General features: G+C 68.6%; 21 protein-coding genes. 17 read left to right on the top strand and 4 right to left on the bottom strand.

Features of this window, described 5'->3' with window-relative positions; translation table 11 throughout:
• The first annotated feature begins 1 nt into the window (after position 1).
• The 10 genes from QX204_RS07375 to QX204_RS07330 are packed head-to-tail and all read left to right on the top strand — an operon-like array spanning position 2 to position 11,739.
• Positions 2 to 961 carry an ABC transporter substrate-binding protein gene (locus QX204_RS07375; RefSeq protein WP_301905816.1) on the top strand — a complete coding sequence of 320 codons (960 nt, stop codon included), beginning with the start codon at positions 2 to 4 and terminating at the stop codon, positions 959 to 961.
• Positions 958 to 2,028 carry an LLM class flavin-dependent oxidoreductase gene (locus tag QX204_RS07370; protein ID WP_301905815.1) on the top strand — a complete coding sequence of 357 codons (1,071 nt, stop codon included), beginning with the start codon at positions 958 to 960 and terminating at the stop codon, positions 2,026 to 2,028. The genes QX204_RS07375 and QX204_RS07370 overlap by 4 nt, the downstream gene beginning before the upstream one ends.
• Positions 2,025 to 3,644 carry an ABC transporter substrate-binding protein gene (locus QX204_RS07365; protein ID WP_301905814.1) on the top strand — a complete coding sequence of 540 codons (1,620 nt, stop codon included), beginning with the start codon at positions 2,025 to 2,027 and terminating at the stop codon, positions 3,642 to 3,644. The genes QX204_RS07370 and QX204_RS07365 overlap by 4 nt, the downstream gene beginning before the upstream one ends.
• Positions 3,645 to 3,646: 2 nt before the next feature.
• Positions 3,647 to 4,720, top strand: a complete 1,074-nt coding sequence (locus QX204_RS07360) for an ABC transporter permease (RefSeq protein ID WP_301905813.1) — start codon at positions 3,647 to 3,649, stop codon at positions 4,718 to 4,720.
• Complete coding sequence (locus QX204_RS07355) at positions 4,713 to 5,609, top strand: ABC transporter permease (RefSeq protein ID WP_301905812.1); 897 nt, start codon at positions 4,713 to 4,715, stop codon at positions 5,607 to 5,609. The genes QX204_RS07360 and QX204_RS07355 overlap by 8 nt, the downstream gene beginning before the upstream one ends.
• Entirely contained in the window at positions 5,606 to 7,270 is a 1,665-nt protein-coding gene (locus tag QX204_RS07350; RefSeq protein ID WP_301905811.1) for a dipeptide ABC transporter ATP-binding protein, read from the top strand. The genes QX204_RS07355 and QX204_RS07350 overlap by 4 nt, the downstream gene beginning before the upstream one ends.
• On the top strand, positions 7,267 to 8,427 hold the full coding sequence (locus QX204_RS07345; protein ID WP_301905810.1) for an LLM class flavin-dependent oxidoreductase: 1,161 nt from the start codon (positions 7,267 to 7,269) through the stop codon (positions 8,425 to 8,427). Before QX204_RS07350 ends, QX204_RS07345 begins: the two co-directional genes overlap by 4 nt.
• Positions 8,424 to 9,788 carry an NtaA/DmoA family FMN-dependent monooxygenase gene (locus tag QX204_RS07340; protein ID WP_301905809.1) on the top strand — a complete coding sequence of 455 codons (1,365 nt, stop codon included), beginning with the start codon at positions 8,424 to 8,426 and terminating at the stop codon, positions 9,786 to 9,788. Before QX204_RS07345 ends, QX204_RS07340 begins: the two co-directional genes overlap by 4 nt.
• Entirely contained in the window at positions 9,785 to 10,594 is an 810-nt protein-coding gene (locus tag QX204_RS07335) for a DUF1684 domain-containing protein (protein ID WP_301905808.1), read from the top strand. The genes QX204_RS07340 and QX204_RS07335 overlap by 4 nt, the downstream gene beginning before the upstream one ends.
• Positions 10,591 to 11,739: an LLM class flavin-dependent oxidoreductase gene (locus QX204_RS07330; RefSeq protein ID WP_301905807.1), complete on the top strand. Its 1,149-nt coding sequence runs from the start codon at positions 10,591 to 10,593 to the stop codon at positions 11,737 to 11,739. Before QX204_RS07335 ends, QX204_RS07330 begins: the two co-directional genes overlap by 4 nt.
• Positions 11,740 to 11,789: 50 nt before the next feature.
• Here the strand turns inward: QX204_RS07330 and QX204_RS07325 are convergent, their stop codons facing one another.
• A complete protein-coding gene (locus QX204_RS07325; RefSeq protein ID WP_301905806.1) occupies positions 11,790 to 12,284 on the bottom strand; it encodes a MarR family winged helix-turn-helix transcriptional regulator in 495 nt (164 codons plus the stop codon).
• A gap of 1 nt (position 12,285) precedes the next feature.
• Here QX204_RS07325 and QX204_RS07320 point away from each other — a divergent pair, with 1 nt between their 5' ends.
• Both QX204_RS07320 and QX204_RS07315 read left to right on the top strand, forming a co-directional pair.
• On the top strand, positions 12,286 to 13,863 hold the full coding sequence (locus tag QX204_RS07320) for a DHA2 family efflux MFS transporter permease subunit (protein WP_301905805.1): 1,578 nt from the start codon (positions 12,286 to 12,288) through the stop codon (positions 13,861 to 13,863).
• Positions 13,864 to 14,009: 146 nt separating this feature from the next.
• A complete protein-coding gene (locus QX204_RS07315) occupies positions 14,010 to 14,588 on the top strand; it encodes a DUF2867 domain-containing protein (RefSeq protein WP_301905804.1) in 579 nt (192 codons plus the stop codon).
• Between the two features lie 26 nt (positions 14,589 to 14,614).
• Here QX204_RS07315 and QX204_RS07310 read toward each other — a convergent pair whose 3' ends face one another.
• Positions 14,615 to 15,781, bottom strand: coding sequence for a Fic family protein (locus QX204_RS07310; RefSeq protein ID WP_301905803.1), 1,167 nt, complete (start codon positions 15,779 to 15,781; stop codon positions 14,615 to 14,617).
• A 112-nt stretch (positions 15,782 to 15,893) separates the two neighbouring features.
• Entirely contained in the window at positions 15,894 to 16,814 is a 921-nt protein-coding gene (locus tag QX204_RS07305) for a methylenetetrahydrofolate reductase (RefSeq protein WP_301907940.1), read from the bottom strand.
• Positions 16,815 to 17,229: 415 nt separating this feature from the next.
• Between QX204_RS07305 and QX204_RS07300 the strand changes: the two genes are divergently transcribed.
• The 4 genes from QX204_RS07300 (at position 17,230) to QX204_RS07285 (ending at position 22,723) form a co-directional block, all read left to right on the top strand.
• Positions 17,230 to 18,300 carry a polyprenyl synthetase family protein gene (locus tag QX204_RS07300; RefSeq protein ID WP_301907939.1) on the top strand — a complete coding sequence of 357 codons (1,071 nt, stop codon included), beginning with the start codon at positions 17,230 to 17,232 and terminating at the stop codon, positions 18,298 to 18,300.
• 13 nt (positions 18,301 to 18,313) lie between these two features.
• Positions 18,314 to 19,891, top strand: coding sequence for a phytoene desaturase family protein (crtI, locus tag QX204_RS07295; RefSeq protein ID WP_301905802.1), 1,578 nt, complete (start codon positions 18,314 to 18,316; stop codon positions 19,889 to 19,891).
• Positions 19,892 to 19,992: 101 nt separating this feature from the next.
• On the top strand, positions 19,993 to 21,654 hold the full coding sequence (locus QX204_RS07290) for an alpha-(1->6)-mannopyranosyltransferase A (RefSeq protein ID WP_301905801.1): 1,662 nt from the start codon (positions 19,993 to 19,995) through the stop codon (positions 21,652 to 21,654).
• Between the two features lie 22 nt (positions 21,655 to 21,676).
• Entirely contained in the window at positions 21,677 to 22,723 is a 1,047-nt protein-coding gene (locus tag QX204_RS07285; protein ID WP_301905800.1) for a phytoene/squalene synthase family protein, read from the top strand.
• 23 nt (positions 22,724 to 22,746) lie between these two features.
• Here QX204_RS07285 and QX204_RS07280 read toward each other — a convergent pair whose 3' ends face one another.
• Positions 22,747 to 23,115 (bottom strand): Rv2175c family DNA-binding protein, encoded by a 369-nt coding sequence (locus QX204_RS07280; RefSeq protein ID WP_301905799.1) that lies wholly within the window; start codon positions 23,113 to 23,115, stop codon positions 22,747 to 22,749.
• Between the two features lie 125 nt (positions 23,116 to 23,240).
• Between QX204_RS07280 and pknB the strand changes: the two genes are divergently transcribed.
• Positions 23,241 to 25,160, top strand: a complete 1,920-nt coding sequence (pknB, locus tag QX204_RS07275; RefSeq protein ID WP_301907938.1) for a Stk1 family PASTA domain-containing Ser/Thr kinase — start codon at positions 23,241 to 23,243, stop codon at positions 25,158 to 25,160.
• Positions 25,161 to 25,317 lie beyond the last annotated feature (157 nt).

Raw genomic sequence — 25,317 nt, 5'->3', positions numbered from 1 at the left:
GATGAAGCTCTCCACACTGATCGGCATCGTCGCGGCGGCCACGCTGTTGACGGCAGGCTGCACCGCCGATCCCGAGGCCGCCGACACCGTGCAGGCCGGTGCGGTCACCTACGACCTGTCCCCCGCCCAGGAGGGCAGGGTGCGCGCCGCCAAGGTCGACGCGATCGCCGCCGAGGTGCCCAAGGCCATCCGCGACCGCGGCACGCTGGTGGTGACCGGTCCCGCCGGTTCCGTACCGCCGCTGCGGTTCTACGCCACCGACGACCGGACCGTCATCGGCTCCGAGGTCGACTTCGCCACCCTGGTGGCCGACATCCTGGGCCTGAAGCTCGACATCCAGGTGGCGGACTGGTCGCAGAACTTCGTGCGCGTGGATTCCGGTGAGGTGGACGCGTTCATCTCGAACGTGACCGTCACCGAGGAGCGCAAGGAGAAGTACGACTTCGCCACCTACCGCACCGATACCGTCGCCCTCGAGGTCCCGAAGGACAGCCCACTGACCTACACCGACCGCAAGAGCCTGGCGGGCAAGCGGATCGGGATCGGCGCGGGCACCAACCAGGAACAGCTGCTGGTGAGCTGGAACGAGAAGAACGTCGCCGAGGGTCTGCCCCCGATCGACATCGCCTACTACCAGCAGAGCACCGACTACTACTTGGCGCTGGCTTCCAAGCGCATCGACGGCTACATCGGCCCGAACCCCGCGGCCGTGTACCACTCCGCCACCAGTGACGGCAAGATCATCGCCACGTTCTCGGGCGCGGGTGAGCAGCTGCAGGGCGAGATCGCGGCGCTCACCAAGAAGGACAACGGCCTGATCGGCCCGATCCACAAGGCGCTGCAGCACGCGATCGCCGACGGCAGCTACCAGAAGATCCTCGACCGCTGGGGCCTGGATTCGGAGAAGGTCACCGAGTCGCGGATCAACCCGCCCGGTCTGCCGAAGAAGCCCGCCGCATGAAATTCCTGCTGATGACGCTGATCACCCGGGTGCCAGATCCGGTCACCGGCGTGGTGCCGTCGACCCGCGATCGCCTGCACGAGGTGATCGAACAGGCAAGGCGCGCCGAGGAATTCGGCTACGACGGCTTCGCTGTCGGTGAGCGGCACGAGGATCCGTTCCTGTCCGCCGCTCCCCCGGTGGTACTGAGCCATATCGCGGCGCTCACCTCGCGGATCAGCCTGTTCACCGCGGTCACCACCTTGAGCCTGCTCGATCCGGTGCGCGCGTTCGAGGACTATTCCACCCTGGACAACCTGTCCGAGGGCAGGCTCGAACTGATCATCGGCAAGGGCAACGGCGCGGCACAGGCGCAGCTCTATCACGTCACCACCGAGGATCAGTGGGACCGCAATCGTGAAGGGTACGAACTGTTCCGGAAGCTGTGGGACAGCGACGACGTGACGTGGTCGGGACAGTTCCGGCCCTCCCTCACCGCCGCCAAGGCCCTGCCGCGACCGCTACAGCCGCGATTGCGGATCTGGCACGGCAGCGCGACGAGCAAGGAATCGGTGGAACTGGCCGCGCGCCACGGTGACCCGGTGTTCTCGGCCAATGTCACCAACCCGATCGAGCCGTACGCCGAGCTGATCCGCCACTACCGCGAGCAGTGGGCGCACTACGGTCACGACCCGGCCGACGCGCTGGTCGGCGCGGGCACCGCGGGTTTCCACGTCGCACGCACCTCGCAGGAGGCCGTCGAGGTGTTCCGGCCGCTCTACGAGGCCCGCACCGCCTTGCAGCGCAAGATCGGCAATCCGGTCGTGTTCGAGACCATCGAAGACTTCGTCGCCCGCTCCTCGGCCTTGATCGGCAGCCCGGAGCAGGTGATCGACAAGGTCGGCCGCTATCACGAGCAGTTCGGGCACGAGGTCATCCACCTGTCCGCCGAACGTGACGGCCGCACCGACAACCAATACCTGGACAGTCTCGAACTGTTCCAGGCCGAGGTGGCGCCCGAACTGCGCCGCCGCATCCCCAGCCGTCCCCTGGCCACCGGCCGTCAATTCTCTGGAGTTACCTCGTGATCCGTCCCCGTCATCGCATCGCCGCCCTCGCCGGCGCACTGGCCGCCGCCACCACGGTGGTCGCGTGTGGCAGCGACTCCGGCGGCTCGGGAGGTCAGGCCGGACCGCCGCAGCCCGGCGGCACGCTGCGCTACGGCCTCTCGCAGGCCCCGACCTGCTCGGATCCGGCGCAGTCGGCCAGCAATCAGACCATCTATGTCGCCCGCCAGATCGTCGACTCGCTCACCGATCAGGACCCGAAGACCGGCGCGATCACACCCTGGTTGGCCAAGAGCTGGGAGGTCAGCCCGGACGCGAAGGTGTTCACGTTCAAGCTCGCCGACGGCGTGACCTTCAGCGACGGCACCCCGCTCACCGCGGAATCGGTGCGCGACACCTTCGACTCGACGATCAAGCTCGGCGGGGCGAAGGCCGCGCTCGGCGTCAGCTATCTCACCAACTATGTCGGCACCACCGCCGTCGACAAGCTCACCGCCCGGGTCGAATTCAGCCAGCCGAACGCACAGTTCCTGCAGGCCACCTCGACCCCGCAGCTGGGCATCCTCGCCCAGTCCACCAATGCCAAGCCCGCCGAGGCGCGGTGCGCGGGCGACAACATCGGCAGCGGACCGTTCACCTACGCCAGCTGGAAGCAGGACTCCTCGGCCACGCTGGCCAAGCGGGTCGGCTACAACTGGGGCTCGGCCGTTTTCGGACACCAGGGCGAGGCGTACCTGGACAAGATCGAGTTCACCGTGGTCCCGGAATCGGGTGTGCGAACCGGCAGCCTGTCGTCGGGTCAGCTCGATGCGGTCAGCGACGCGCTGCCGCAGGACGCGCCGCAGATCGAGGCCACGGGCGGGCGGGTGCTGTCCACCTCCAACCCGGGAACCCCCTTCGGCTTCCAGCTCAATGTGACTCGTGGTCCGCTGCGTGACCAGGCCGTCCGTGTGGCTCTGCTGACCGCCCTGGATCGCAAGCAGCTCGTCGACACCGTGCTCGGCCCGCAGTTCAAGTACGCGACCGGCAGCCTGGCCTCGGCCACCCCGGCCTACCTGGATCAGTCGGCCCGGCTCGCCTACGACCCGGCCAAGGCCAAGGCCGCCCTCGATCAGGCGGGCTGGGTGCCCGGCGGCGACGGTATCCGCGCCAAGAACGGTGAGCGCCTGAGCTTCTCGGTGACCTTCAGTCAGGTGTTCGCGGGCAACCAGGCGATTCTGGAACTGGCACAGCAGCAGCTGCGCCAAGTCGGGGTGGATCTGAAGCTCGACCTGGTCTCCGGACCGGAGAGCACCGCGAAGATGAACTCCAAGGACTACGACTCCTTCTACGGCAACTCCACTCGCGCCGACGGTGACATCCTGCGTACCTCGTTCTCGCTGGCCGGTCGCAATCTCAGCGTGCGCGGCCCGATTCCGGCTCTGGACGAGGCCCTGGACAAGCAGCTGGCCACCAGCGACCCCGCGGCGCGCAAGGAACTGCTCGCGACGGTGCAGAAGCTGGTGCTCGACAACGGCCTGTACCTGCCCACGATCGAACTGTCGCAGGCGATCGGCGCGGCCGGGCACACCCAGGACCTGAAGTTCGAAGCCTCGGCGCGCCTGCAGTTCTTCGACACCTGGCTGAGCGGGCACTGATCATGGGCCGATACGTGGGTTCGCGCGTACTGCAGGCGGTCTGGGTGCTGTGGGCGTCGTTCACGATCTCCTTCCTCGTGCTGTACGCGCTGCCCTCGGACCCGGTCTCGATGGCGGCCGACGGTGCCGGTCTCGGCACCCCGGTCGACAAGGCCGCGGTGGCGCAGATGCAGGCCCGCTACGGGCTGGACAAGCCACTGTGGGAGCAGTACGTGACCGCGCTCGGCAACGCCGTCACCGGCGATCTGGGCCGGTCCATCAACACCGGCCAACCCGTCACCGAGGCCCTCGGTGACGCGATACCACCCACGCTCGGGCTGGCTTCTCTCGCACTGCTTTTCGCGGTGATCGGTGGGACGGCGCTGGCCTTCGCGGCTACCTACACGCGACGGCCGTGGCTGCGCAACACCCTGAGTGCGCTCCCGCCACTGGGTGTTTCGGTGCCGACCTTCTGGACCGGTCTACTCCTGCTGCAACTGTTCTCTTTTCGGCTGCACTGGTTCCCAGCCTTCGGCGGGACCGGGGTGCGCGGGACACTGCTTCCCGCGCTGACCCTGGCCTTGCCGATCGGAGCGGTGCTCGCTCAGGTTCTCGCGGCCGGGCTGGAACAGACCTGGCGTCAGCCTTTCACCGACGTAGCGGTGGCCAAGGGCGCCTCGCGGTGGTGGGTCCAGCGCCGCCACATCGCCCGCCTGGCGAGCGTGCCCGCCTTCACGATCGCCGGGGTGCTGGTCGGCACGATGCTCGCGGGGTCGGTGGTGGTGGAGTCGGTGTTCGCCCGCGCGGGCGTCGGCCGACTCACCCAGACCTCAGTGCTCAATCAGGACATTCCCGTGGTCCAGGGCGTGGTGTTGCTCTCGGCGCTGATCTTCGTCGGCGTGAATCTGGCGGTGGACCTGCTCTATCCCCTGCTCGATCCACGCATCACCGGATCGCGGCGCAGTCTTCCGGTCGAGGCGCGAACCGGCGCGGCTGCCGACAGCCCACTGCCGGTCGCCGCGGTCGGCGCGACGTCCGTGGCCGCCGCAGACCTCCGGACTCGCACCACCGACCACGAAGGGACCGAGCATGGTTGACGTTCTAGTGCGACGTGAGGTGGTGGCCGATCGGCCCGTCGCGGCGGCCCGCGTCGCGCCCCGCGGTCGCGGTGCACAGGTCATCCGCTGGACGCGCGGACACCTCGGACTCGCGCTCTCCGGTGTCGTTCTCGTGATCGCCGTCGGGTGGGCCGTGGCGCCATCGGTGTTCGCCTCCGGTGATCCGCTCATCGGGGTACCCGCGGAGAAGTTCCAGGCACCCAGCGCCGCGCACTGGTTCGGCACCGACAATCTCGGACGCGACCTGTACACGCGGATGGTGCACGGTGCGGGGCTCTCGCTCACCGCCACCCTGACCGCGGTCGCGATCGCGTTGGTGGTCGGGTCGGTGCTCGGGCTGCTGTCCGGCGCCGCGGGCGGCATCGTCGACACCGCGATCATGCGGGTCGTCGACGTGCTGCTGTCCATCCCGTCGCTGTTGCTGGCGCTCGCCCTGGTCACCGCCCTCGGTTTCGGAACCCGCAATGTGGCTGTCGCCGTGGGTATCTCGCTGATCGCGAACTTCGCCAGGGTGATGCGGTCGGAGGTGCTGCGGGTGCGGCACGCGCCCTATGTCGAGGCCGCGCACGCCTCCGGGGTGCGGTGGTACGCGGTGCTGTTCCGCCACGTCCTGCCCAACTCCTTCCAGCCCGTGCTCGCCTTGGCCGCCGTCGAATTCGGTATGGCGGTACTGGCCGTGTCGTCTCTCAGCTTCCTCGGCTACGGCACCAAACCGCCGACCCCCGAATGGGGTTCGCTGATCTCGGAAGGCCGCAACTTCCTCGCCTCCGCCTGGTGGCTCACCACCCTGCCCGGCCTCGTCATCATCGCGGTGGTGTTGTCAGCCCAGCGTCTCGGCCGCTTCGCGGGAAGGACCGAAAAACGATGAACGACAAGAAGAACGCAACGCAGCGCGCCGCGACGGACGGACCCTTGCTCCAGGTGGAGGATCTGCATATCGCGTATCGCACCGGCGCGGGGCCGGTCGCCGCGCTGCGCGGGGTGTCGATCGAGGTGGCGCGCGGAGAGGTGGTCGCTCTCGTCGGCGAGTCGGGGTCGGGGAAGTCGACCTTGGCGCACGCGGTGATCGGGCTGCTCGGGGATTCGGCGCAGGTCGTTTCCGGCAAGGTCGAATTCGCCGGTGAGCGGGTCGATCCGGCTGACGAGAAGGCCTTGCGGCGGCTGCGCGGGGCGCGGGTGGGGTTCGTGCCGCAGGATCCGGGCCTGTCGCTCAATCCGGTGCTGCGGGTCGGCGATCAGGTGGCCGAGGCGCTGCTGGTGCATCGGCTGGCCGACCGACGTGGAGCGGGCCTGCGCGCGCTCGATCTGCTGGAGGAAGTCGGGCTGGACCGGCCGGAGGTGCGGGCACGGCAGTATCCGCACGAGTTGTCCGGTGGACAGCGGCAGCGAGTGTTGATCGCGATCGCGCTGGCCTGCGGACCGGAGTTGATCATCGCGGACGAACCGACGAGCGCCCTCGACGCGACGGTGGCGCGGCAGGTGCTGGATCGGCTCGCCGAACGGATCGCGGCACGCGGCACGGCCGTGCTGCTGATCACCCACGATCTGGCCGTCGCCGCCGAACGGGCCGATCGCCTGGTGGTTCTCGAGCAGGGCGAGGTCGTCGAATCCGGCACCACCGCACAGGTGCTGACCCACCCGGCACAGCCGTACACCCAGCGTCTGCTCGCCGCGTCCCCTGCGCTGTCACCCACCGAATTCCGGCCCCTACGTTCCAGAGCGGAAACACCTTTGCTGTCGGTTCATGCCCTGCACAAGCGATTCCACGCGGGCGCGGGCTCCATCACCGCCGTGGACGAGGTGGAGTTCAGCCTCGATCGCGGGGAAACGCTCGCGCTGGTGGGCGAATCCGGTTCGGGCAAATCGACGACCGCGCGGATCGCCCTGCGGCTGACCGAGGCCGACAGCGGAACGGTCACCTTCGACGGCCACAATCTCAGCAGTGCCCGCCGCAATCGCTTGCGCGCGCTGCGTCAACGGTTCCAAGTGGTGTACCAGAATCCGTACTCCTCACTGGACCCGCGCTGGGAAGTCGCCGACATCATCGCCGAACCCCTGCGCGCCTACGGGGTCGGTGACCGCGCCGCCCGCACCGCACGCGTGGCCGAGCTCCTCGAACAGGTGGCGCTGCCCGCGGATTTCACCACTCGCAAGCCCGCCGAACTGTCCGGCGGGCAGCGTCAACGGGTGGCGATCGCCCGCGCGCTGGCCCTGCGCCCCGACCTGCTCGTGCTCGACGAACCGGTCTCCGCGCTCGACGCCTCGGTGCAGGCGCAGATCCTCGACCTGCTCGACGGTCTCCAGACCGAGCTCGCCCTCGGCTACCTGTTCATCTCCCACGATCTGGCCGTGGTGCGCCGCATCAGCGACCGGGTCGCGGTGATGCGCCACGGCCGCATCGTCGAAACCGGGCCGACCGCGACCCTGTTCACCGATCCACAGCACGCCTACACCAAGGAGTTGCTCGCGGCGATCCCGAGACCTGATGTGCGTATCGATCCCCTCGACGGAAAGGACATCAACCGATGAGTGAGCCGACACTGTTCCTCGGCCTCGAAACCGCGGGGACCGGAACCCACCCCGCGTCCTGGCGGCGCGCCGACTCCGAGGCCGAAAACCTGTTCACGGCCGGATATTGGACCGCCGTGGTGTCGTCGGCCGAGCAGCTCGGGTTCGACGCGGTCTTCCTGCCCGACTCGTTCGCCGTCCAGGAGGGCGGCGCCGGCGTGACCCGCGGCCGACTCGACGCCGTCGCGATCGCCGCCCGCACCGCGCCACCGACCGGCCGGATCGGCCTGATCCCGCAGGCCTCGGTCACCCACACCGAGCCGTTCCACGTGTCGAAGGCGGTGAGCGCGCTGGACTTCGCGAGCCGAGGCCGCGCCGGCTGGGAAGTGACGGTGTCCACCGACCAGGTCGAGGCGAAGGCGTTCGGCCGCAAAGAGGTTCAGCAACCCGATTCGCTGTGGCACGAGGCCGACGAAGCGGTCGAGGTGGTGACCAGGCTGTGGGACAGCTGGGAGGACGACGCCGAGATCCGCGAGGTCTCCACCGGCCGGTTCATCGACCGCGACCGCCTGCACTACATCGACTTCGCCGGTGACAACTTCTCGGTGAAGGGCCCGTCGATCACTCCGCGATCGCCCCAGGGGCAGCCGATTGTCACGGTCCGCGCCGACGACGCCGCCTCGACCGAGGTCGCCGTCCGCCGCGCCGACATCATCCGGATCACCGCGCCCGATCTCGCCACCGCGACCGAACGCCGCCTGGCCCTGCGCGCCGCCGTCACCGCCGCCGGCCGCGACCCGGATACGGTGCGGATCCTGTTGGATCTGCCCGTTCACCTGGCTGATTCGGCCGACGAGGCGTGGGCAGCGGTGCGTGAGCTCGACCGGTGGGCGGCACGGTCCGACGCCGCCACCGACCAGTCCCCTCTCGATGCCGGTCTGCTCCACCATGTGGGCACGGCCGCCGCGCTCGACGATCTGCTCGGCGAGATCACGCGGTCCGGCGTGGTCGACGGCGTAGTCCTGCGACCACTGGCCCTGCGCGCCGCGCTGACCGCGCTCACCGCCCACCGCCCTGCTGCCGCACCGCAAAATACCGGCGCGGCGGGCACCCTGCGTGACCGCCTCGGTCTCCCCCGCCCACTCAGCCGATACGCCACGACAGGAGCAGCGCTGTGACCTCGAAACCGCGCAAGCAAGTCCGCCTTGCCGCGCACTTCCCCGGCGTCAACAACACCACCGTCTGGGCCGACCCGGCGTCGAAGTCGCAGGTCGATTTCACGTCCTTCGAACATCTCGCGCGGACCGCCGAACGCGGCCTGTTCGACTTCTTCTTCCTGGCCGAGGGGCTGCGGCTGCGCGAGCATCGCGGGCAGATCCACGACCTGGACGTGGTCGGCAGGCCCGACACGTTCACCGTGCTCAACGCGGTGGCGGCGGTCACCGAGCGGCTGGGGTTGGCCGGCACCATCAACAGCACCTACAACGAACCGTTCGAGGTGGCCAAGCAGTTCGCCTCGCTCGATCACCTCTCCGGCGGTCGGGCCGCGTGGAACGTGGTCACCTCCTCGGACGCGTTCACCGGCGAGAACTTCCGGCGCGGAGGCTACCTCGAACACAGTGAGCGGTATCGGCGGGCCGAACAGGTGGTCGCCGCGACCAGGGCGCTGTGGGACAGCTGGCCCACCGACTCGCTGGTGGTCGATCGGGAGCGCGGCGTCTTCGCCCGCGAGGTTCCCGAGACCACCTTCCGCAGTACGCAATTCGACTTCGCGGCGCCGTTCGTCGTCCCACCGAGCCCGCAGGGACACCCGGTGTTGCTGCAGGCGGGCGATTCCGACGAGGGCCGCGAGTTCGGCGCGAAGACCGCCGACGCGATCTTCACCGGGCACGGCACCCTCGAGGCGGGGCAGAAGTTCTACGCCGATGTCAAAGGTCGGCTGGCCAAATACGGTCGTGCGCACAGTGATCTCCTAGTTCTGCCGGCGGCCACGTTCGTCCTGGGCGACACCACCGAGGAGGCCCACGAACGGGCCCGCGGCATCCGTTACCAGCAGGTGAGCCCGCAGACCGCGATCGCCTTCCTCGAACAGGTCTGGGGCCGTGACCTTTCCGGCTACGACCCCGACGGCCCGCTGCCCGATATCGAGCCCGACGCCGCCGCCGAGATCACCCGGGGCCGGGTCCGGCACGCGAAAGATCCGCTGGCCGTGGCGAAGGCGTGGCGTGAGCAGGCCGAGGCGGGCAACCTCAGCATCCGCGAGCTGATCATCGAGGTCACCGCCCGTCAGCAGTTCATCGGCACGCCGGCCCAGGTCGCCGAGCAGATCGACCAGTACGTGCAGTCCGATGCCTCCGACGGTTTCATCCTCGTCCCCCACCTGACGCCCGCCGGACTCGACGAGTTCGTCGACACGGTGGTCCCCGAACTGCAGGAACGCGGCAGTTTCCGCACCGAATACACCGGCACCACCCTGCGCGACCATCTCGGTCTGCGTCACCCCCACCACACCGTCGCCGAAGGAGCACGCGCGTCATGACAATCACCGTCGAGAACCCGACCGCCACCACCACATTCGCCGACGACTGGGCGCGCTGGCACCATGCCCGCGAAGACGGCCTGCGCGATCCGCTCGGGTGGCTCAGCCTGGCCGGGCTGCACTGGCTCACCGACAGCCCGGAGCGCCTCGACGGTGTCCCCGGCACCTGGTGGGTCACCGACGAGAAGGTGTTCATCACCGCGCAGCCCGCCGACCGGCTCGATGTCGACGGCGAACGGATCGGCGGCGTGCAGATCGTGGTCCCCGTGGAGGGCGCGCCGGGGGTGAGCGTGCTCAACGAGGCGAGGGTCCTCGAGGTGATCCGCCGCTCCGGCAAGTACGCGGTGCGCGTGCACGATCCGGCCGCTCCGACGCTGACCGCGTTCACCGGGGTCTCGGCCTATCCGGCCGACCCGCGCTGGGTCGCGACCGGGCGTTTCACCGCGTTCGACCAGGCACGCACCATCACCACGGGCGCCGTGGTGGACGGGCTGGAGCACCAGCACAGCGCTGCGGGAATCATCGAATTCAAGATCGGCGACAGCCACGAGGCGCTGCTCGCCTTCGGCACTCCCGGCGACCTGAAAGTGCTGTTCACCGACGCCACCAGCGGCGTCACCACCTACCCGGCCGCTCGTTCGCTCGCCGTCGGAGCGGTCGAGGCCGACGGCACCGTGACCCTCGACTTCAATCGGGCGGTGAACTTACCGTGCGCGTTCACCGATTTCGCGACCTGCCCGGTGGCGCCACGCGAGAACCGGCTGCGCGTGGCGATCGAAGCGGGAGAACAGGATCCGAAGCTATGAGCGTTCCGCTGTCGATCCTCGATCTGTCGCCGATCAGCGAAGGGTCCAGTGCCGCACAGGCATTGCGCAATACCGTCGATCTGGCCCAGCATGCCGAGCAGTGGGGATATCACCGCTACTGGCTGGCCGAACACCATTTCGTGTCGGTGGCGAGTTCGTCGTCGCTGACCCTGCTCGGCCTGGTCGCAGCGGCCACCTCACGCATCCGGGTCGGAACCGGGGCGGTGCAGGTGGGCCATCACACGTCCGCCTCGATCGTGGAGGCGTTCGGCACCGTCGACGCGCTGCATCCGGGACGACTCGATGTGGGTCTGGGCCGGTCGGGACATCGACGCAGCCAGTTCGGCGCCGAGACCGCGACCACGAGGGGCGGGCGTCCGGTGCTCGACGCGGTGACCGGACGCACCGAGATCCGCGACGGCGTGGTGGTGCCTCCGCCCTTCGATCCGCGCCGGGTCACCGACCGCTCGAGATTCCTCGCCTCGGCCGAGGCATTGCAGCAACCCGGTGCGGAGTCGTTGGACTTCGCGGACCAGGTGGCCGAGGTGCAGGCGCTGATCGCGGGCCGCTACTTCACCCCCAAGGGGGTGGAACTGCACGCGGTTCCGGGTGAGGGCATCGACGCCGAGGTGTGGTTGTTCGGCAGTTCGGCGGGCGAAAGTGCCGAACTGGCAGGCAAATCGGGGTTGCCGTTCGCGGCGGCCTACCACGTCTCGCCGGGCACCGCGCTGGATGCGGTCGCGGCGTACCGGGCGGCGTTCCAACCGTCGGAGCAACTGGCCCAACCGCGCGTCATCGTGTCGGCGGATGTGGTCGTGGCCGCCGATGACGACACCGCCGGTCATCACGCGAGCAGCTACGGACACTGGGTGCACAGCATCCGCAGCGGCGGCGCCACCGAATACCTCGACCCCGCGACGGCGTCCCCGCTCACCCCGGACCAGCTGCGCCTGGTCGCCGACCGCCTGGCGTCCCAGATCGTCGGCTCGCCCACCACGGTGGTCGAGCGGCTCGACGCGCTCCAAAAGGTCACCGGCGCAGACGAACTGCTGATCACCACCATCACCCATGACCACGCCGACCGCCTCGAATCCCACCGTCTGCTGGCCGAGGCATGGGGACAGCGAGCCGCCCGCGCCGCCTGAACACCTCGACCGACCCCTACCGATGAGGGCGCCCCGAGATGTCGACTCGACTACGGGGCGCCCTCAGGCTGTCTGTCCATCGCCGTTCGCAATCGCCCGAGCAAACGCTCGAATTCCGCGAGCTGGGCGGGCTCGTATTCGGCCAGGATCGCGTCGTGCTCGGCATTGACCGAGCGGAAGAACTCGTCGGCCAGCTGTCGAGCGTTCTCGCTGCAGCGCAGTGTCACCACTCGCCGGTCGGTGTGCTCGCGGCTGCGGGTGATATAGCCGGCCTGTTCCAGCCGGTTCAGCAGGGTCGTCATCGCCCCTGACGTCAGGGTGATCCGCTTGCTCAGCAGCGCGGGAGGCAGCGGCTGCGCGGCATGTTCGGCGGCGGCGATCTCCATCAGCGCGAAGGCGTCGGTGGAGTGCACGCCGAGCGTTTCCCCGAATCGGCGGCCCAGTTCGGTGAAGCTCTTGCCGTAGTCGATGAGCCCCGCGGCGAGTCGCTGCCGCAGCATCACGACATCGCCGGTTTTCCGCTCCACCATCTCGTCCTGAGGCATAGTGCGGACAGAAACCGAGACTCCACCGCTGCGCTTGTGGCTGGGGCTGATCGCCGTCTCGCTCGGCGTCGCGTTGATCGTGGTCGACCTGACGATCGTGAACGTGATCCTCGCGCCGATCGTCGAGGATCTGGGGATCACCTCGATTCAGGCGCAATGGATCCAGGAGTCGTACGCGATCGTTTTCGCGGCGCTACTGCTGGTCGCCGGCCGACTCAGTGACCTCTACGGCGCGCGCAGGCTGTTCCTGGTCGGACTGGCGGTCTTCGGCGCCACCAGCCTGCTCGCCGCGCTCGCACCGAGCGGCGGCCTGCTCATCGCGGCCCGTTTCCTGCAGGGCATCGGTGGGGCGATGATCCTGCCGACCTCACTCGCCCTGGTGAACGCGGCATTCACCGGAAAGGCTCGCGGGCAGGCCTTCGCGATCTGGGGATCCACGATCGGCGCGGCCGCGGCGGTCGGCCCGCTGCTCGGCGGCTGGCTCGCCGACTTCTCCTGGCGGTGGGCCTTCGGCATCAATATCCCGGCGGTCGCGCTGATCACGGTGGCCGTGCTGATCTACCTTCCCGCAGCGCCGAGGAACACCGGTCGCGTCGATTGGCTCGGGGCGGTCCAATCCGCGCTCGGTCTCGGCCTGCTCGCCTTCGCCATGATCGAGGGACGGCACTATGGCTGGCTGGTCGTCGCCGAGCCGTTGAGCATCGGTGAGTTCGTCTGGCGCAGTGGACCTTCACCGGTTCTCGTCGCGTTCGTCGGCGCCGCGCTCGCCCTCGGGCTCTTCTGGCGCAGACAGGCGATGCTCGGCCGGGCCGATGGGCAGCCGCTGGTCGATGTTCGGCTGTTCTCGATCGATTCGTTCCGCCGGGGCAATGTGGTGACACTGATCGTCGGCGTCGGCGAGTTCGGCATCATCGCGGTGCTGCCCCTGTGGATGCAATTCGCTCTCGACTACACCGCACTGCAAGCGGGACTCGCCCTGATGCCGCTCGCGATCGGCAGTTTCGTCGCCAGTGGCGCGAGCTTCTCGCTGACGGCCTCGGTCTCGGCCCTGGGGCAGGTCAGGATCGGCTTGGCACTGGAAGCGGCCGGGCTGGCACTGCTCGGCTTGTTCGCCGCGGCGGACAGCAGTTGGTGGTCGATCGCGCTCGCACTGTTCGTCTACGGCATCGGCGTCGGCTTCGCTACCGCCCAGGTCACCAATATCGTGCTCGCCGACGTGCCGGGTGAGAGCGCGGGTCAGGGCTCGGGAATTCAAAGCGCGGCAAGGGAACTCGGCTCAGCACTGGGCATCGCGGTCCTGACCACGGTGTACTTCAGCACGGTCGGCACCGGCTTGCGCGAGCGACTGACCGATGCCGGGTTGCCCGAAACCGAAGTGCGGCAACTGGAGTCGACCGTCACCGACAGCGCGGGTGCCGCGATCGGAGCTCTCGCCGAGAATCCGCAGACCCTGCTCGTCGCGGACGCGGGCCGCGCGGCCATGGCCGCGGGCATCGAGGTGGCGAGCTACCTGTGCGCGGGCCTGCTCGTCCTCGCGTTGATCACTACCGCCTTCGTCGCACCCGCACGACAGGACTGATACCACCGAGTGCGGGGGTCGCGGACTCGTGCCGTGGCCTCCGCGCTCGTCGAGTTCGCAGCCGTCACACTCTTACCTTCTATACGTAGGCGTATATCAGCGGTATTCTCCAGTTATACGCAGCCGTACACATGGAGGTTCCCGCTATGCGACTACCCGAATCGGCCCACACCGACCAGCCCTGGCGCATCCACGAGATCGCCCCCGACTTCGACGTCGAGGACATCTGGCGATTCCGCACCCCAGGCGGCGGCCCCGACGACTTCCGTGCCCTACTGGCCGCTCTCCAGGCCGAACGCGCCTCCGAGGCCACCGGCATCAGCGGCCTGCTGTTCAAGATCCGCTGGAAGCTGGGCGAACTATTCGGCTGGGACCGCGACGACGCGGGCACCGGCGCCCGAGTCGCCTCCCTCCGCGACCGCCTCCCCGCCGACCTCCGCGACACCGACGTCCCCACCGAGGACAGCCCCCTCACCGGCCTCTACGTCCTCCACAACGAGTACGCCGCCGAAATCGCCAACGGCACGATGCACGGCATCATGCACCTCGGCTGGGTCCCCGACACCACCGGCTACCACCTACAGATGGCCGTCCTGGTGAAGCCCAACGGCTGGTTCGGCCGCTTCTACATGGCCCTGATCAAGCCCTTCCGCTACGGCATCGTCTACCCCGCGATGACCCGCAGCTGGGAACGAATCTGGAACGACCTCGCCGTCACGCGGTAGTCGACGCGTTTCTGCCGGGTGGACAGTCAGGTGCCGTTCATCACCGCGAGCACATCCGGAGCCGCGAAGAAGCGGGTACGGGCTCGGGTTACTTCGACGAGAATCCCCGCCTCCACCAGCTTTTCGACATTCAAGGTCGCGGAGCGGTGGGTGACATCGAGGGCCTTCATCGCGTTGGCGATGCCGATGATCGGCGACCGGAACAGCTCGTCGACCAGGATCGGCAGCAGGCCGGATGAGCGGGCTCGCGCCACCCTCAGCCTGAGTTCGGTACGCAGCGCATCCAGGCGTACGGCGCGGGCGAGGCTGTCGCGAGCCTGCTCCTCGATGACCTCGAGAAAGAAGTCGAACCAGCCGAACCAGTCGCCGTCGGTCGAAACACGCAGCAAACCTTCGTAATACCTGTCCCGTCGTGGCTCGATATAGGACGACAGGTCGAGCAAGGGCCCCGGCAGCAAGCCCCACTCGACCAGGAGCATCACCGCGAGCAACCGGCCGATGCGGCCGTTGCCGTCGATGAAGGGATGGATCGCCTCGAACTGATAATGCACCGCGGCGATCGCCAACAGCGGCGGTAGTTCCCCGTCCGCATGCAGGAATTTCTCGAAGGCATCCAGCCCGAGCCACAGCGATTCCGGCGGCGGCGGAACGTATTTCGCGGTGTCGATCGTGGAGCCGGGAGGGCCGATCCAGTTCTGGCTGCGCCGGAATTCGCCGGGAGTGGCGTAGTCGACGCGAACGCCCGTCATCAGGATCCGATGCGCTTCCCGCAACAGCGACAGACTCAACGGCAAGCGCCTACCCGGATCGAGAACATGATCCATCGCGCTCATGTAGTTGAACACTTCCTGGACGTCACCCCGAGGGTGGGCAGGACGCTCGACCTCATACATCGCCACATCCGACAACGACGCGACAGTGCCCTCGATCCGGCTCGACAACACGGCTTCGCGACGCACCAGCGCCCGGCCGAACAGCTCAGGACTGGGTAGACCACGCCCGAGCCCGGCCAGCTCGCCGACCGCCCGATCCGCACTGGACAGCCTGCGGACGAGCTTCGGAGACATCTGCACAATCGGCGGCAGCGGTGGTGGCGCGAACGCGCGATATCCATTCTCCGCGCGCACCAGGTTCACCTGCTGCGCCGTGGAGAAGTCCTCGATGCGCATCAGCACAAGCCCTCGAATCGGCATTCAGTGATACTTTTCGGCCGAAAGGTATCACTGTAAAGGGTAGAGCTACTTAAGTAGCACCGCCAGCCAGTTGTGCTACTTTTCGCGCGAAAAGTAGCACACGAGCCCGCTTCTACGCGCTCAGCGGGGCCGCGGTTACTCCGTAGCCGAGGTTGGTGAGGACTTCGCTGGTGGCTTTGGCGAAGTTCAGGGTGATGAAGTGGAGGCAGGGGGCGCCTTCGTCGGTGAGGCGTTGGGCCATTTCGGTGGCGATCTGGATGCCTTCGGCGCGGACCGCGGCGCGGTCCTCCTCCGGACCGGTGCCCGCCGCGCGGGTGAGGCGGGCTACGACGTCGGCGGGGACGGGGCGGCCGCTGAGCTCTTCGGCGCGGGCGACGGTGCGCAGGGAGGTGATGGGCATCAGCTCGGGAATGATCGGCTTGGCGCCCTCGATGGGGTCCATGGCGATCACGCGGTCGCGCAGGCGCAGGTAGTGCTCGACGTCGAAGAACATCTGGGTGATCGAATACTCCGCTCCCGCACGGAGTTTCGCGGCCAGGTGGTGGGTGTCGTGGTCGAGGTCGGGCGAGCGGTGGTGGCCCTGGGGGAACGAGGCGACGCCGACGTGGAAATCGCCGAGGTCGCGCACGATGCGAACCAGTTCCTCGGCGTATTCGACACCGCCGGGGTGCTTGGCCCATTCGCCCAGCGGATCGCCGGGCGGGTCGCCGCGCAGGACCAGGACATTGCAGATGCCGGAGTCGGCGTAGGAGCCGATCAGCGAGCGCAGTTCGGCGATGCTGTGGCCGACCGCGGTGAGGTGGGCGACCGGGAGCAGGGTGGTCTCCTGCGCGAGGGCACCGGTGATGCGCACGGTGCGGTCACGCGTGGAGCCGCCCGCGCCGTAGGTCATCGACACGAAGGCGGGATGCATGCGTTCGAACTCGCGGACCGCACGCCACAGCCGAGCCTCGCCCGCCGCGTCACGCGGGGGGTTGAACTCCACGGAGAAGGGCACGTTACTGCCCGAGTGAGTGCGCAGACTCTGCACCACCGAGGGGGTGTTCGAGACGATCGACGGCCGCTGGGCGGGTCGATCTGGGGTCGAACTTCCCCGTCCATTGTCGAAATCCACCGGCTCAGTCTAGTGGGAAGGCAGGACGCTCCGGCACCGACTGGGAATCCGGCCGCCGAACACCGGGCATTGCGTCAAGTCCGATGGACGCGCCGCGGCGACAGAACCCGCCGACACGCCGGGTGTGGGTTGCGTCGCAGCGGCGCTGTGCGCCGGGAGCGCACCGGGCCCGCCCGCGTATCGTTCGAGACAACGCTGGTGACCGCACCACCGAGTGCCCAACCGGTCCCGCTGTTCGCCCACTTCGCCCCTGGAGGCCGCCCTGTCCGCCGGAATCGGTACCCCGCTCTCCCGGTCCGCCGCCGATGCTCTGACCTCGGTCGATCTCGTCGCGCTGACACCGGGAACACCGGCCTTCGTCGCCGCTGTCGAACAGGTGCTGACCAGTTTCTTCGCCACCCGGCGGGAGATCGTCGAGCCGCTGGGACCCGTCTTCATCGATGCCGTCGAGGCGCTGCAACAGTTCGTCGTCCGTGGCGGCAAGCGGACGCGGCCGGGGTTCGCGTGGACCGGCTGGCTCGGCGCAGGCGGCGACCCCACGGGGCCCGACGCCGCCGCGGTACTCACCGCCTGCTCGGCGCTGGAATTGGTACAGGCGTGCGCGCTCGTGCACGACGACATCATCGACTCCTCGCGGACGCGGCGCGGGTTCCCGACCGTGCACATCGACTTCGAGGATCGGCACGAGGCGGCGGGCTGGCCCGGCGACGGCGCCGCCTACGGCTCGGCCGTCGCGATTCTGATCGGCGATCTCGCGCTGGCCTGGGCAGATGATCTGGTCAACGAAGCCGGGTTGAACCCACACGCGCTGGCCCGGTTCGCCCCGGTGTGGGCGCGGATGCGGACCGAGGTGCTGGGTGGGCAGCTCCTCGACATCAACGGCGAGGCCGGCGGCGACGAATCGGTCGAGGCCGCCTTGCGGATCAACCGGTACAAGACCGCCGCGTACACGATCGAACGGCCGCTGCACCTGGGTGCGGTGCTCGCGGACGCCGACGACGCGCTGGTGGACGCGCTGCGGACCTACGGGACCGACGTGGGGATCGCGTTCCAGCTGCGTGACGACCTACTCGGCGTGTTCGGCGACCCGGTGGTGACCGGGAAGCCGTCGGGCGACGACCTGCGCGAAGGCAAGCGGACCGTACTGATCGCCGAAGCGCTGCGCCGAGCCGACGAGGCATCCGCGGACCTGATCAGGACGGGTCTCGGCACCGACCTCGACGATGCCGCCGTCGATCGGTTGCGCACGGTGCTCACCGACCTCGGCGCGGTCGACGAGGTGGAGCGGCGGATCGCCGAACTCACCGAGACCGGGCTCGCCGCGATCGCGACCAGTTCCGCGACGCCGACCGCCAAGCAGTTGCTCCACGCCATGGCGTTGGCCGCCACTCGCCGTGCCGCCTGATAGGAAAAGTGTTGTGGGACAAGCGAATCATGTCGTCGTAGTCGGAGCCGGGTTGGCCGGTCTTGCGGCCGCGCTACATCTGCGGGGCGCCGGCCACGAGGTGACGGTGCTGGAGCGGGCCGATCATCCGGGCGGACGGGTGGGTCGCTACCGGTTCGACGACTACGAGATCGACAGCGGCGCAACGGTACTCACCCTGCCCTCGGTGATCGACGACGCGCTGGCCGCTGTCGGGCACACCAGGCAGAGCGTGGACCTGCGCATCCACCGGCTCACCCCCGCCTATCACGCGCGCTTCGCCGACGGCAGCGCCATCCGCGTCTTCGACGATGCCGACCAGATGGCCGCCGAGGTCGAAAGCGCTTGCGGGCCCGCCGAAGCGCGCAACTACCGGCGACTGCGCGACTGGCTCGGTCGCATCTACGACGCCGAGTTCGACGAGTTCATGAACGCCGATTTCGATTCGCCGCTCGATATGGTGCGCACACCGCGCGCCAGGGCCGCGTTGGTCGCGCTCGCCAAGCTCGGCGGGTTCGGCAAGCTGGGGCCTCGCGTGCGGTCCTACCTGCGTGACGAGCGGCTGACCAGGCTGTTCACCTTCCAAGCTCTGTACGCGGGCATGTCCCCGGATGACGCGCTGGCGGTCTACGGCGCGATCCCGAACATGGACACCTGCCTCGGGGTCTACTTCCCCGAAGGAGGGATGCGCGCCATCACGGCCGCGCTCGCCCAGGCCTTCACCGCCGCGGGTGGTCAGCTCGTGCTGAACGCCGAGGTCGACGGCATCGACTACGGGACGCGCACCGACCGGATCGCGAACACCGGTGGCAAACGTGCCGAAGCCGTTCGCACGACAGACGGCGGCACCTATCCCTGCGACGCGGTGGTGCTCACCGCCGACATCGGCTCACTGCCTCGATTCGGCCTGCAGCATCGCCGCGGCCTGCGCGCTTCGCCGTCCGCGGTGGTCGCCCACGGCACCGTCCCCGCCGAGATCGCCGCGAACTGGCCGGTGCAGGCGCACCACACCATCGAGTTCGGCGCCGCCTGGGCGCAGACGTTCGCCGAGATCGCCGCGCGCGCGGGTCGCGGCCGACTCATGAGCGATCCCTCCCTGCTGCTCACGCGACCCGCGCTGACCGACGCCGACCTGTTCATCGACCGGGCGACCGGCCGCTTCGAACCGCTGTCGCTGCTCGCGCCCTGCCCCAACCTGACCGCCGCCCCATTCGACTGGAACCGCCTCGGCCCGGCCTATCTCCGCGAACTGCTCTCGGTACTGGAACAGCGCGGCTACACCGGAATCGCCGAGCATTTCCACGTCGACCACCTCGACACACCCGTCACCTGGGCCGCCCGAGGAATGATCGCGGGCACGCCGTTCTCGATCGCGCACCTGTTCCGGCAAACCGGCCCCTTCCGGCCACGCAATCTGCCAAGGGGTGTGGACAACGTCGTTCTCGCAGGTTGCGGCACCACTCCGGGGGTGGGTGTGCCCACCACGCTGCTGTCGGGCAAGCTGGCTGCGGCACGAATCACCGGCAGCCGGGCACACGCCGGTACCGACCACCGGGTTAGTGTTCCCACTTGAAGCCGTAAACTGACGGCCGACTTATCAGCTCGCGGTTGCGACCGCCGACCATCCGGGGGGACCGACCGAACATGCCGCCCTCCGAGACGACCGTAGGCACAATGGACAACACGCGCACACTCGAGCGCCAGCGCCACCTACCCGCTCGAACCGACCCCGGCGTTCGGACATGGCTGCGCACCGCAGGTGAGTTCGCCAGGAGCCCCGAAGGCCACGCGGCCCTCATGGGATTCTTCGGCGCGGCCATGATCACCTTCGGTGGCTTCGGCGCGGGCGCTGTCCGCAAACGCGACCCGCTGCTCGAGGCGCTGCACCTGTCCTGGCTCCGGTTCGGCCACGGGTACGCGTTGTCGTCGATCCTGATCTGGATCGGCGTGTTGATGATGATCACGGCGTGGGTTCGACTCGGCCGGATCACCACCAGCAAGGGCGAATCGACGGTCACTCTCAACGAGTTGCGGGCGATCGTCGGAATCTGGATCACCCCACTGCTGTTCGCGGCGCCGATGTTCAGCCGCGATGTGTACTCCTACCTTGCCCAGGGTGCGCTGCTCCGCGACGGTTTCGACCCCTATCAGGTAGGGCCCGTCGCCAATCCGGGTGTGCTGCTGGACAACGTGAGCACGGTCTGGACCACCACCACCGCACCCTACGGTCCCGTGTTCTTGCTGATCGGCCGCGCGATCACCTCGATCACCGGCGACAATGTGATCGCCGGAACCATCGCGCTGCGCTTCGCGATGCTGCCCGGGCTGGCGCTGATGATGTGGGCGGTGCCGTATCTGACCAAGCATCTCGGCGGTAAGCCGACGGTGGCGCTGTGGTTGGCGGTGCTCAACCCGCTGGTGCTGGTGCACCTGATCGGCGGCGTGCACAACGAGATGCTGATGGTCGGGCTGATGTGCGCGGGCGTCGCGCTCGTGCTCGAACGCCACCATGTGGCGGGCATCGTGGTGGTCGCCATCGGCGTCGCGATCAAGGCGACCGCCGGGGTGGCGTTGCCGTTCCTGGTGTGGATCTGGATTCTGCACGAGAAGGAACGACGAGCCGCCGAGCGTCGAGCCGTGGTGGATTCCGATGCCGCGCTCGCCGAAGAGCAGAAACACCCCGACGCTGCCAGACCGTCCCCGGATATGCCGCACCCACTGCTCGTCTTCGCCAAGATCGCTGGTATCGGCGTGGGCGTGTTCGCGCTGGTATTCGGCGCGGCGTCGGTGATCGCGGGGGTCGGCTTCGGCTGGGTCACCGCGTTGCAGGGTTCGAACAAGATCATCAACTGGCTTTCGTTACCGACGATTCTCGCGCACATGGTCACCTGGGTGACCCCGCTGGATCGCGACGCGGTGCTGCAAGTAACCCGTCCCCTGTGCCAGATCGCCATGGTGGTGTTGCTCGTCGCGACATGGTGGCGGTTCCGCCACAGCGAGCGTGAGGCCGTGATGGGCATCATCATCGCCTTCGTCGCGATCGTGCTGCTCTCCCCCGCCGCGCTGCCCTGGTACTACTCGTGGCCGTTGGCGCTGGCCGCCGCGTTCGCCCTGTCGACCACGACGTTGATGTGGCTGGTGGGAATCTGCACGTGGTTGATGCTGGTGTTCCAGCCGGACGGGTCGATCGGGCTCTACAACTTCTGGCACGTCGCGCTGGCGACGTTCGCCGCCGTGGTCGCGGCGGTGTCGCTGAAGACCGTTGATCCGCTGCGGCTGCGTTCGGCCACGTCGAAGGCCGTGGCCGGTAAGCCTGCGCCGCCCGTCCGGGCATGAGTCGTGCGCGGGAGCGCCGGGCATGACCGCGTACTCGGTACTTCCCGAGGCCCTGCCGCCGAGCGGCGATCTCGACGCGGCGTACGCGAGTTGTCGGCGGATCGCGGCTGAGCACGGGCGCACGTACTACCTGGCGACCGCGCTGCTCTCACCGGAGCGCCGGCGGGCCGTGCACGCGCTGTACGCGTTCGCGCGAATGGTCGATGACATCGTCGACCACGCCGACAACCACGCCCGTGTCCTCGACCCGCGCGACGGCGCACGACAGGTCGTCGATGTCTCCCCCGCCGCGCATCTCGACCTCGTCGAGAGACAACTGCGCACGGCCCTGGCACACCGTGGCGTCGCCACCGCCGACACGCGCCGCCGCCAGATCGTCACTGCGGCCGCCGACACCATCGCCCGCTACGACATCGCGCACGGCCACATCTGGACGTTCCTCGACGCCATGCGCATGGATGTCCCCGGCACGGCCACCCACCGCATCCGCTACGCCACGATGAGCGAGCTGCGCGAGTACATGCGCGGATCCGCCGCCGCTATCGGCCTGCAACTGCTGCCGGTCCTCGGCACCGTCGTCCCCGTCGCCCAGGCCGAACCCGCGGCCGCCGCCCTCGGCGAAGCCTTCCAGCTCACCAATTTCCTGCGCGACGTCGCCGAGGACCTCGATCGCGACCGCATCTACCTGCCCACCGACGAACTGCGGGCATTCGGCGTGGACGAAGCCCACCTGCGCGCCTGCCGCCATCGCGGCCACACCGACGCACCCCTGCGACGCGCGCTCGCCCACCTGATCGCCGTCAACCGCGACATCTATCGGCAAGCCGTGCCCGGCGTCGCCCTGCTCGCACCCCGGGTACGCCCGGCGATCGCCACCGCGGCCACCCTCTACGCCGAGATCCTCGACCGGATCGAAGCAGCCGATTACCAGGTCTTCACCAGCCGGGCCACGGTCCCCCACCGTCGCCGACTCCTGGTCGCCGCCAAAGGCTTGACCACACCCACCGGCCACCGCTGGTCGCCGGTCGAGAAACCGGATCGAGGCTGCCGTCGACTACCGCTGTGGTGAACCCGTTCGATCCGGTCCGACGATCAGAAGGGTTCGGCGTGGGCGCGGCGGACTACCTCGCGGGCCAGGTGGCCGTGCAGAGCGTCGACCGGGCGGCCGGGGAGGGAGGGGTCATCGGTGTAGAGCCACTCGAGGATGTCCTCGTTGCTGTACTTGCCGTCGCGCATCACGGTGATCACGCCGGGGAGCATGCGGACGATCTCGTCTTCGGAGTCGAAGAAGCGGGCGGGAATGCCGGGGATGCCGTTGCGGCGGATCGCGAGGATCTGGTGGTCACGCAGCAGTTGGTGCACCGAGGTGACCGGGATACCGAGGATGTCGGCCGCCTCGGGGAGCGAGACGATGGTTTCGGTGTCGGGCAGCACGTCGTTGCTGCAGGGGAAGGCACTCACTCGCACAACGGTAGTACGTGTCGAGGCGCACGCATCGTCTGGCATGCCCACACCGCCCGGTTACCATCGTGGTGGCCGCACACGGCGGCCGGTTGAATGCCGGAGGACATCACTTGATCGGCCAGATGCTGGAAGGGCGCTATCGCATCGATGCGCCGATCGCTCGTGGCGGGATGTCGATGGTCTTCCGCGGGACCGACACCCGGCTCGATCGCCCCGTCGCGATCAAGGTGATGGACCCGAAGTTCGCCGGCGACCCCCAGTTCCTGAGCCGCTTCGAGTTCGAGGCGCGCGCGGTGGCCAAACTCAAGCACGCGTCCCTCGTCGCGGTCTACGACCAGGGTGTCGACGGTGAATACCCGTTCCTGATCATGGAATTAGTCGAGGGCGGCACGCTGCGTGAGCTGCTGCGCGAACGCGGGCCGATGCCGCCACACGCCGTGCGGGCCGTGGCCGAGCCGGTGCTGCGCGCGATCGGCACCGCCCACGACGCCGGCCTGGTGCACCGCGACGTGAAGCCGGAGAACGTGCTGATCTCCGACGCGGGCGAGGTGAAGATCGCCGATTTCGGCCTGGTCCGCGCCGTCGCGGCGGCCAACACCACCTCCGCGAGCGTGATCCTCGGTACGGCCGCCTATCTCTCCCCCGAGCAGGTCACCACCGGCACCGCGGACGCGCGCAGTGATGTGTACTCCTTCGGCGTCCTGATCTTCGAACTGCTCACCGGGCGGGTGCCGTTCACCGGCGACAACTCGCTGTCGGTGGCGTATCAGCGGGTCGAGAACGATGTACCCGCGCCGAGCAACTTCATCGGTGGCGTGCCGCCCGAATTCGACGCACTCGTCGCCAAGGCGACCTCCCGCGACCCCGCGCAGCGTTTCGCCGACGCCAACGAGATGGCGGCGAGACTGCAGTCCATCGCGATGGAGCTGAACCTGCCGCCGTATCGGGTGCCCGCACCCCGGGATTCGGCCGAACATCTCAGCGAGAGCTATCAGACCGGCGCCGCGCATCATCCCGGCGAGCGCCCGGTCACCCCGCCGCCGATCGCCGCGCACCATTCCCACGCACCGGAGCCGCACCACACCAGGGTGGTGACCGCGCCGCGCCCACGGCCGGAGGAGTACGCCCCCGCGCCCGCGGCGACCGCGTTCGGCACCGGCGACAGCCATGCTCGCCGAACAGGCCTGGTATGGGTGGGCATCGTCGTCGCGCTGACCCTGTTGGTCGGCATCGGCGGCTGGTGGGTCGGCGTCGGCCGCTACAGCTCGGTGCCCCCGATCGCGGGCATGGACTCCGAGCGGGCCGTCGCCGTGCTGCAAGAGGCCGGTTTCGAAACAGAGCTGCGACAGAAAGCTTCCGACACGATTCCGGTGGGCGGGGTGGTCGGCACCGATCCGTCGGCCGGGTCGCGGGTGACCAAGAGTTCCACGATCGCGGTGCTGATCTCGAACGGCAAACCGCGAGTGCCCGATATCAAGGCGGGCGATCAGATCAGCGCCGTCAACCAGGCGATCCGCGACGGCGGCCTGCAACCGATCGACGCCGGTGAAGCGGCCAGTACCGCACCGAAGGGCTCACTGGCCAAGGTGGAGCCCGCGCCGGGCACGATCCTGCCGATGGGCGGTCAGGTGAAGGTGTACCGCAGCAAGGGATCTCAGCCGGTGAACGTGCCCGATGTGCGGGGCAAGACCGCCGAGGAGGCAGCCAGCGCGCTGACCACCGCGGGCCTGGTTGTTCGCGATACGCGCGTGCAGTTCGACAAGAGCATCGAGGGCGACAAGGCCATCGCCACCGAGCCCGCCGTCGGCGCCACCCTGCAATCGGGCGACACCGTGACGCTGATCCTGTCGAACGCGGTGAAGGTGCCCAATGTGATGGGTCAAAGCGTCGGCAGCGCCCGTTCCAAGCTGCAACAGCTCGGGCTACGGGTGGAGGTCAAATCCCTCACCGACTCCGACAGTTCGCTGGTGATCGGCCAGGTTCCGGGCTTCAACTCGAATGTGGAGGCGGGCAGCGTCGTAACGCTCACCGCCCTGCCTTGAAGGGGCAAGGATCCCGAGAAGGATAAGGAAAAGCCCGGGCGCGGTCCTCGCTGACCGCCCCCGGGCTCGCTGCGCGCACCCCGAGTCCGCCATGACCGCACTACCGACCACGTACGACCGACCTCGAGGAGGGTCCGCCGCGCAGCGGCGGTTCGCG

This window comes from Nocardia sp. PE-7 (genome assembly GCF_030486425.1).
Classification (GTDB): domain Bacteria; phylum Actinomycetota; class Actinomycetes; order Mycobacteriales; family Mycobacteriaceae; genus Nocardia; species Nocardia salmonicida_A.
Note: the sequence above shows the minus strand (reverse complement) of the source record. Positions and strands in the feature narration are given on the sequence as shown.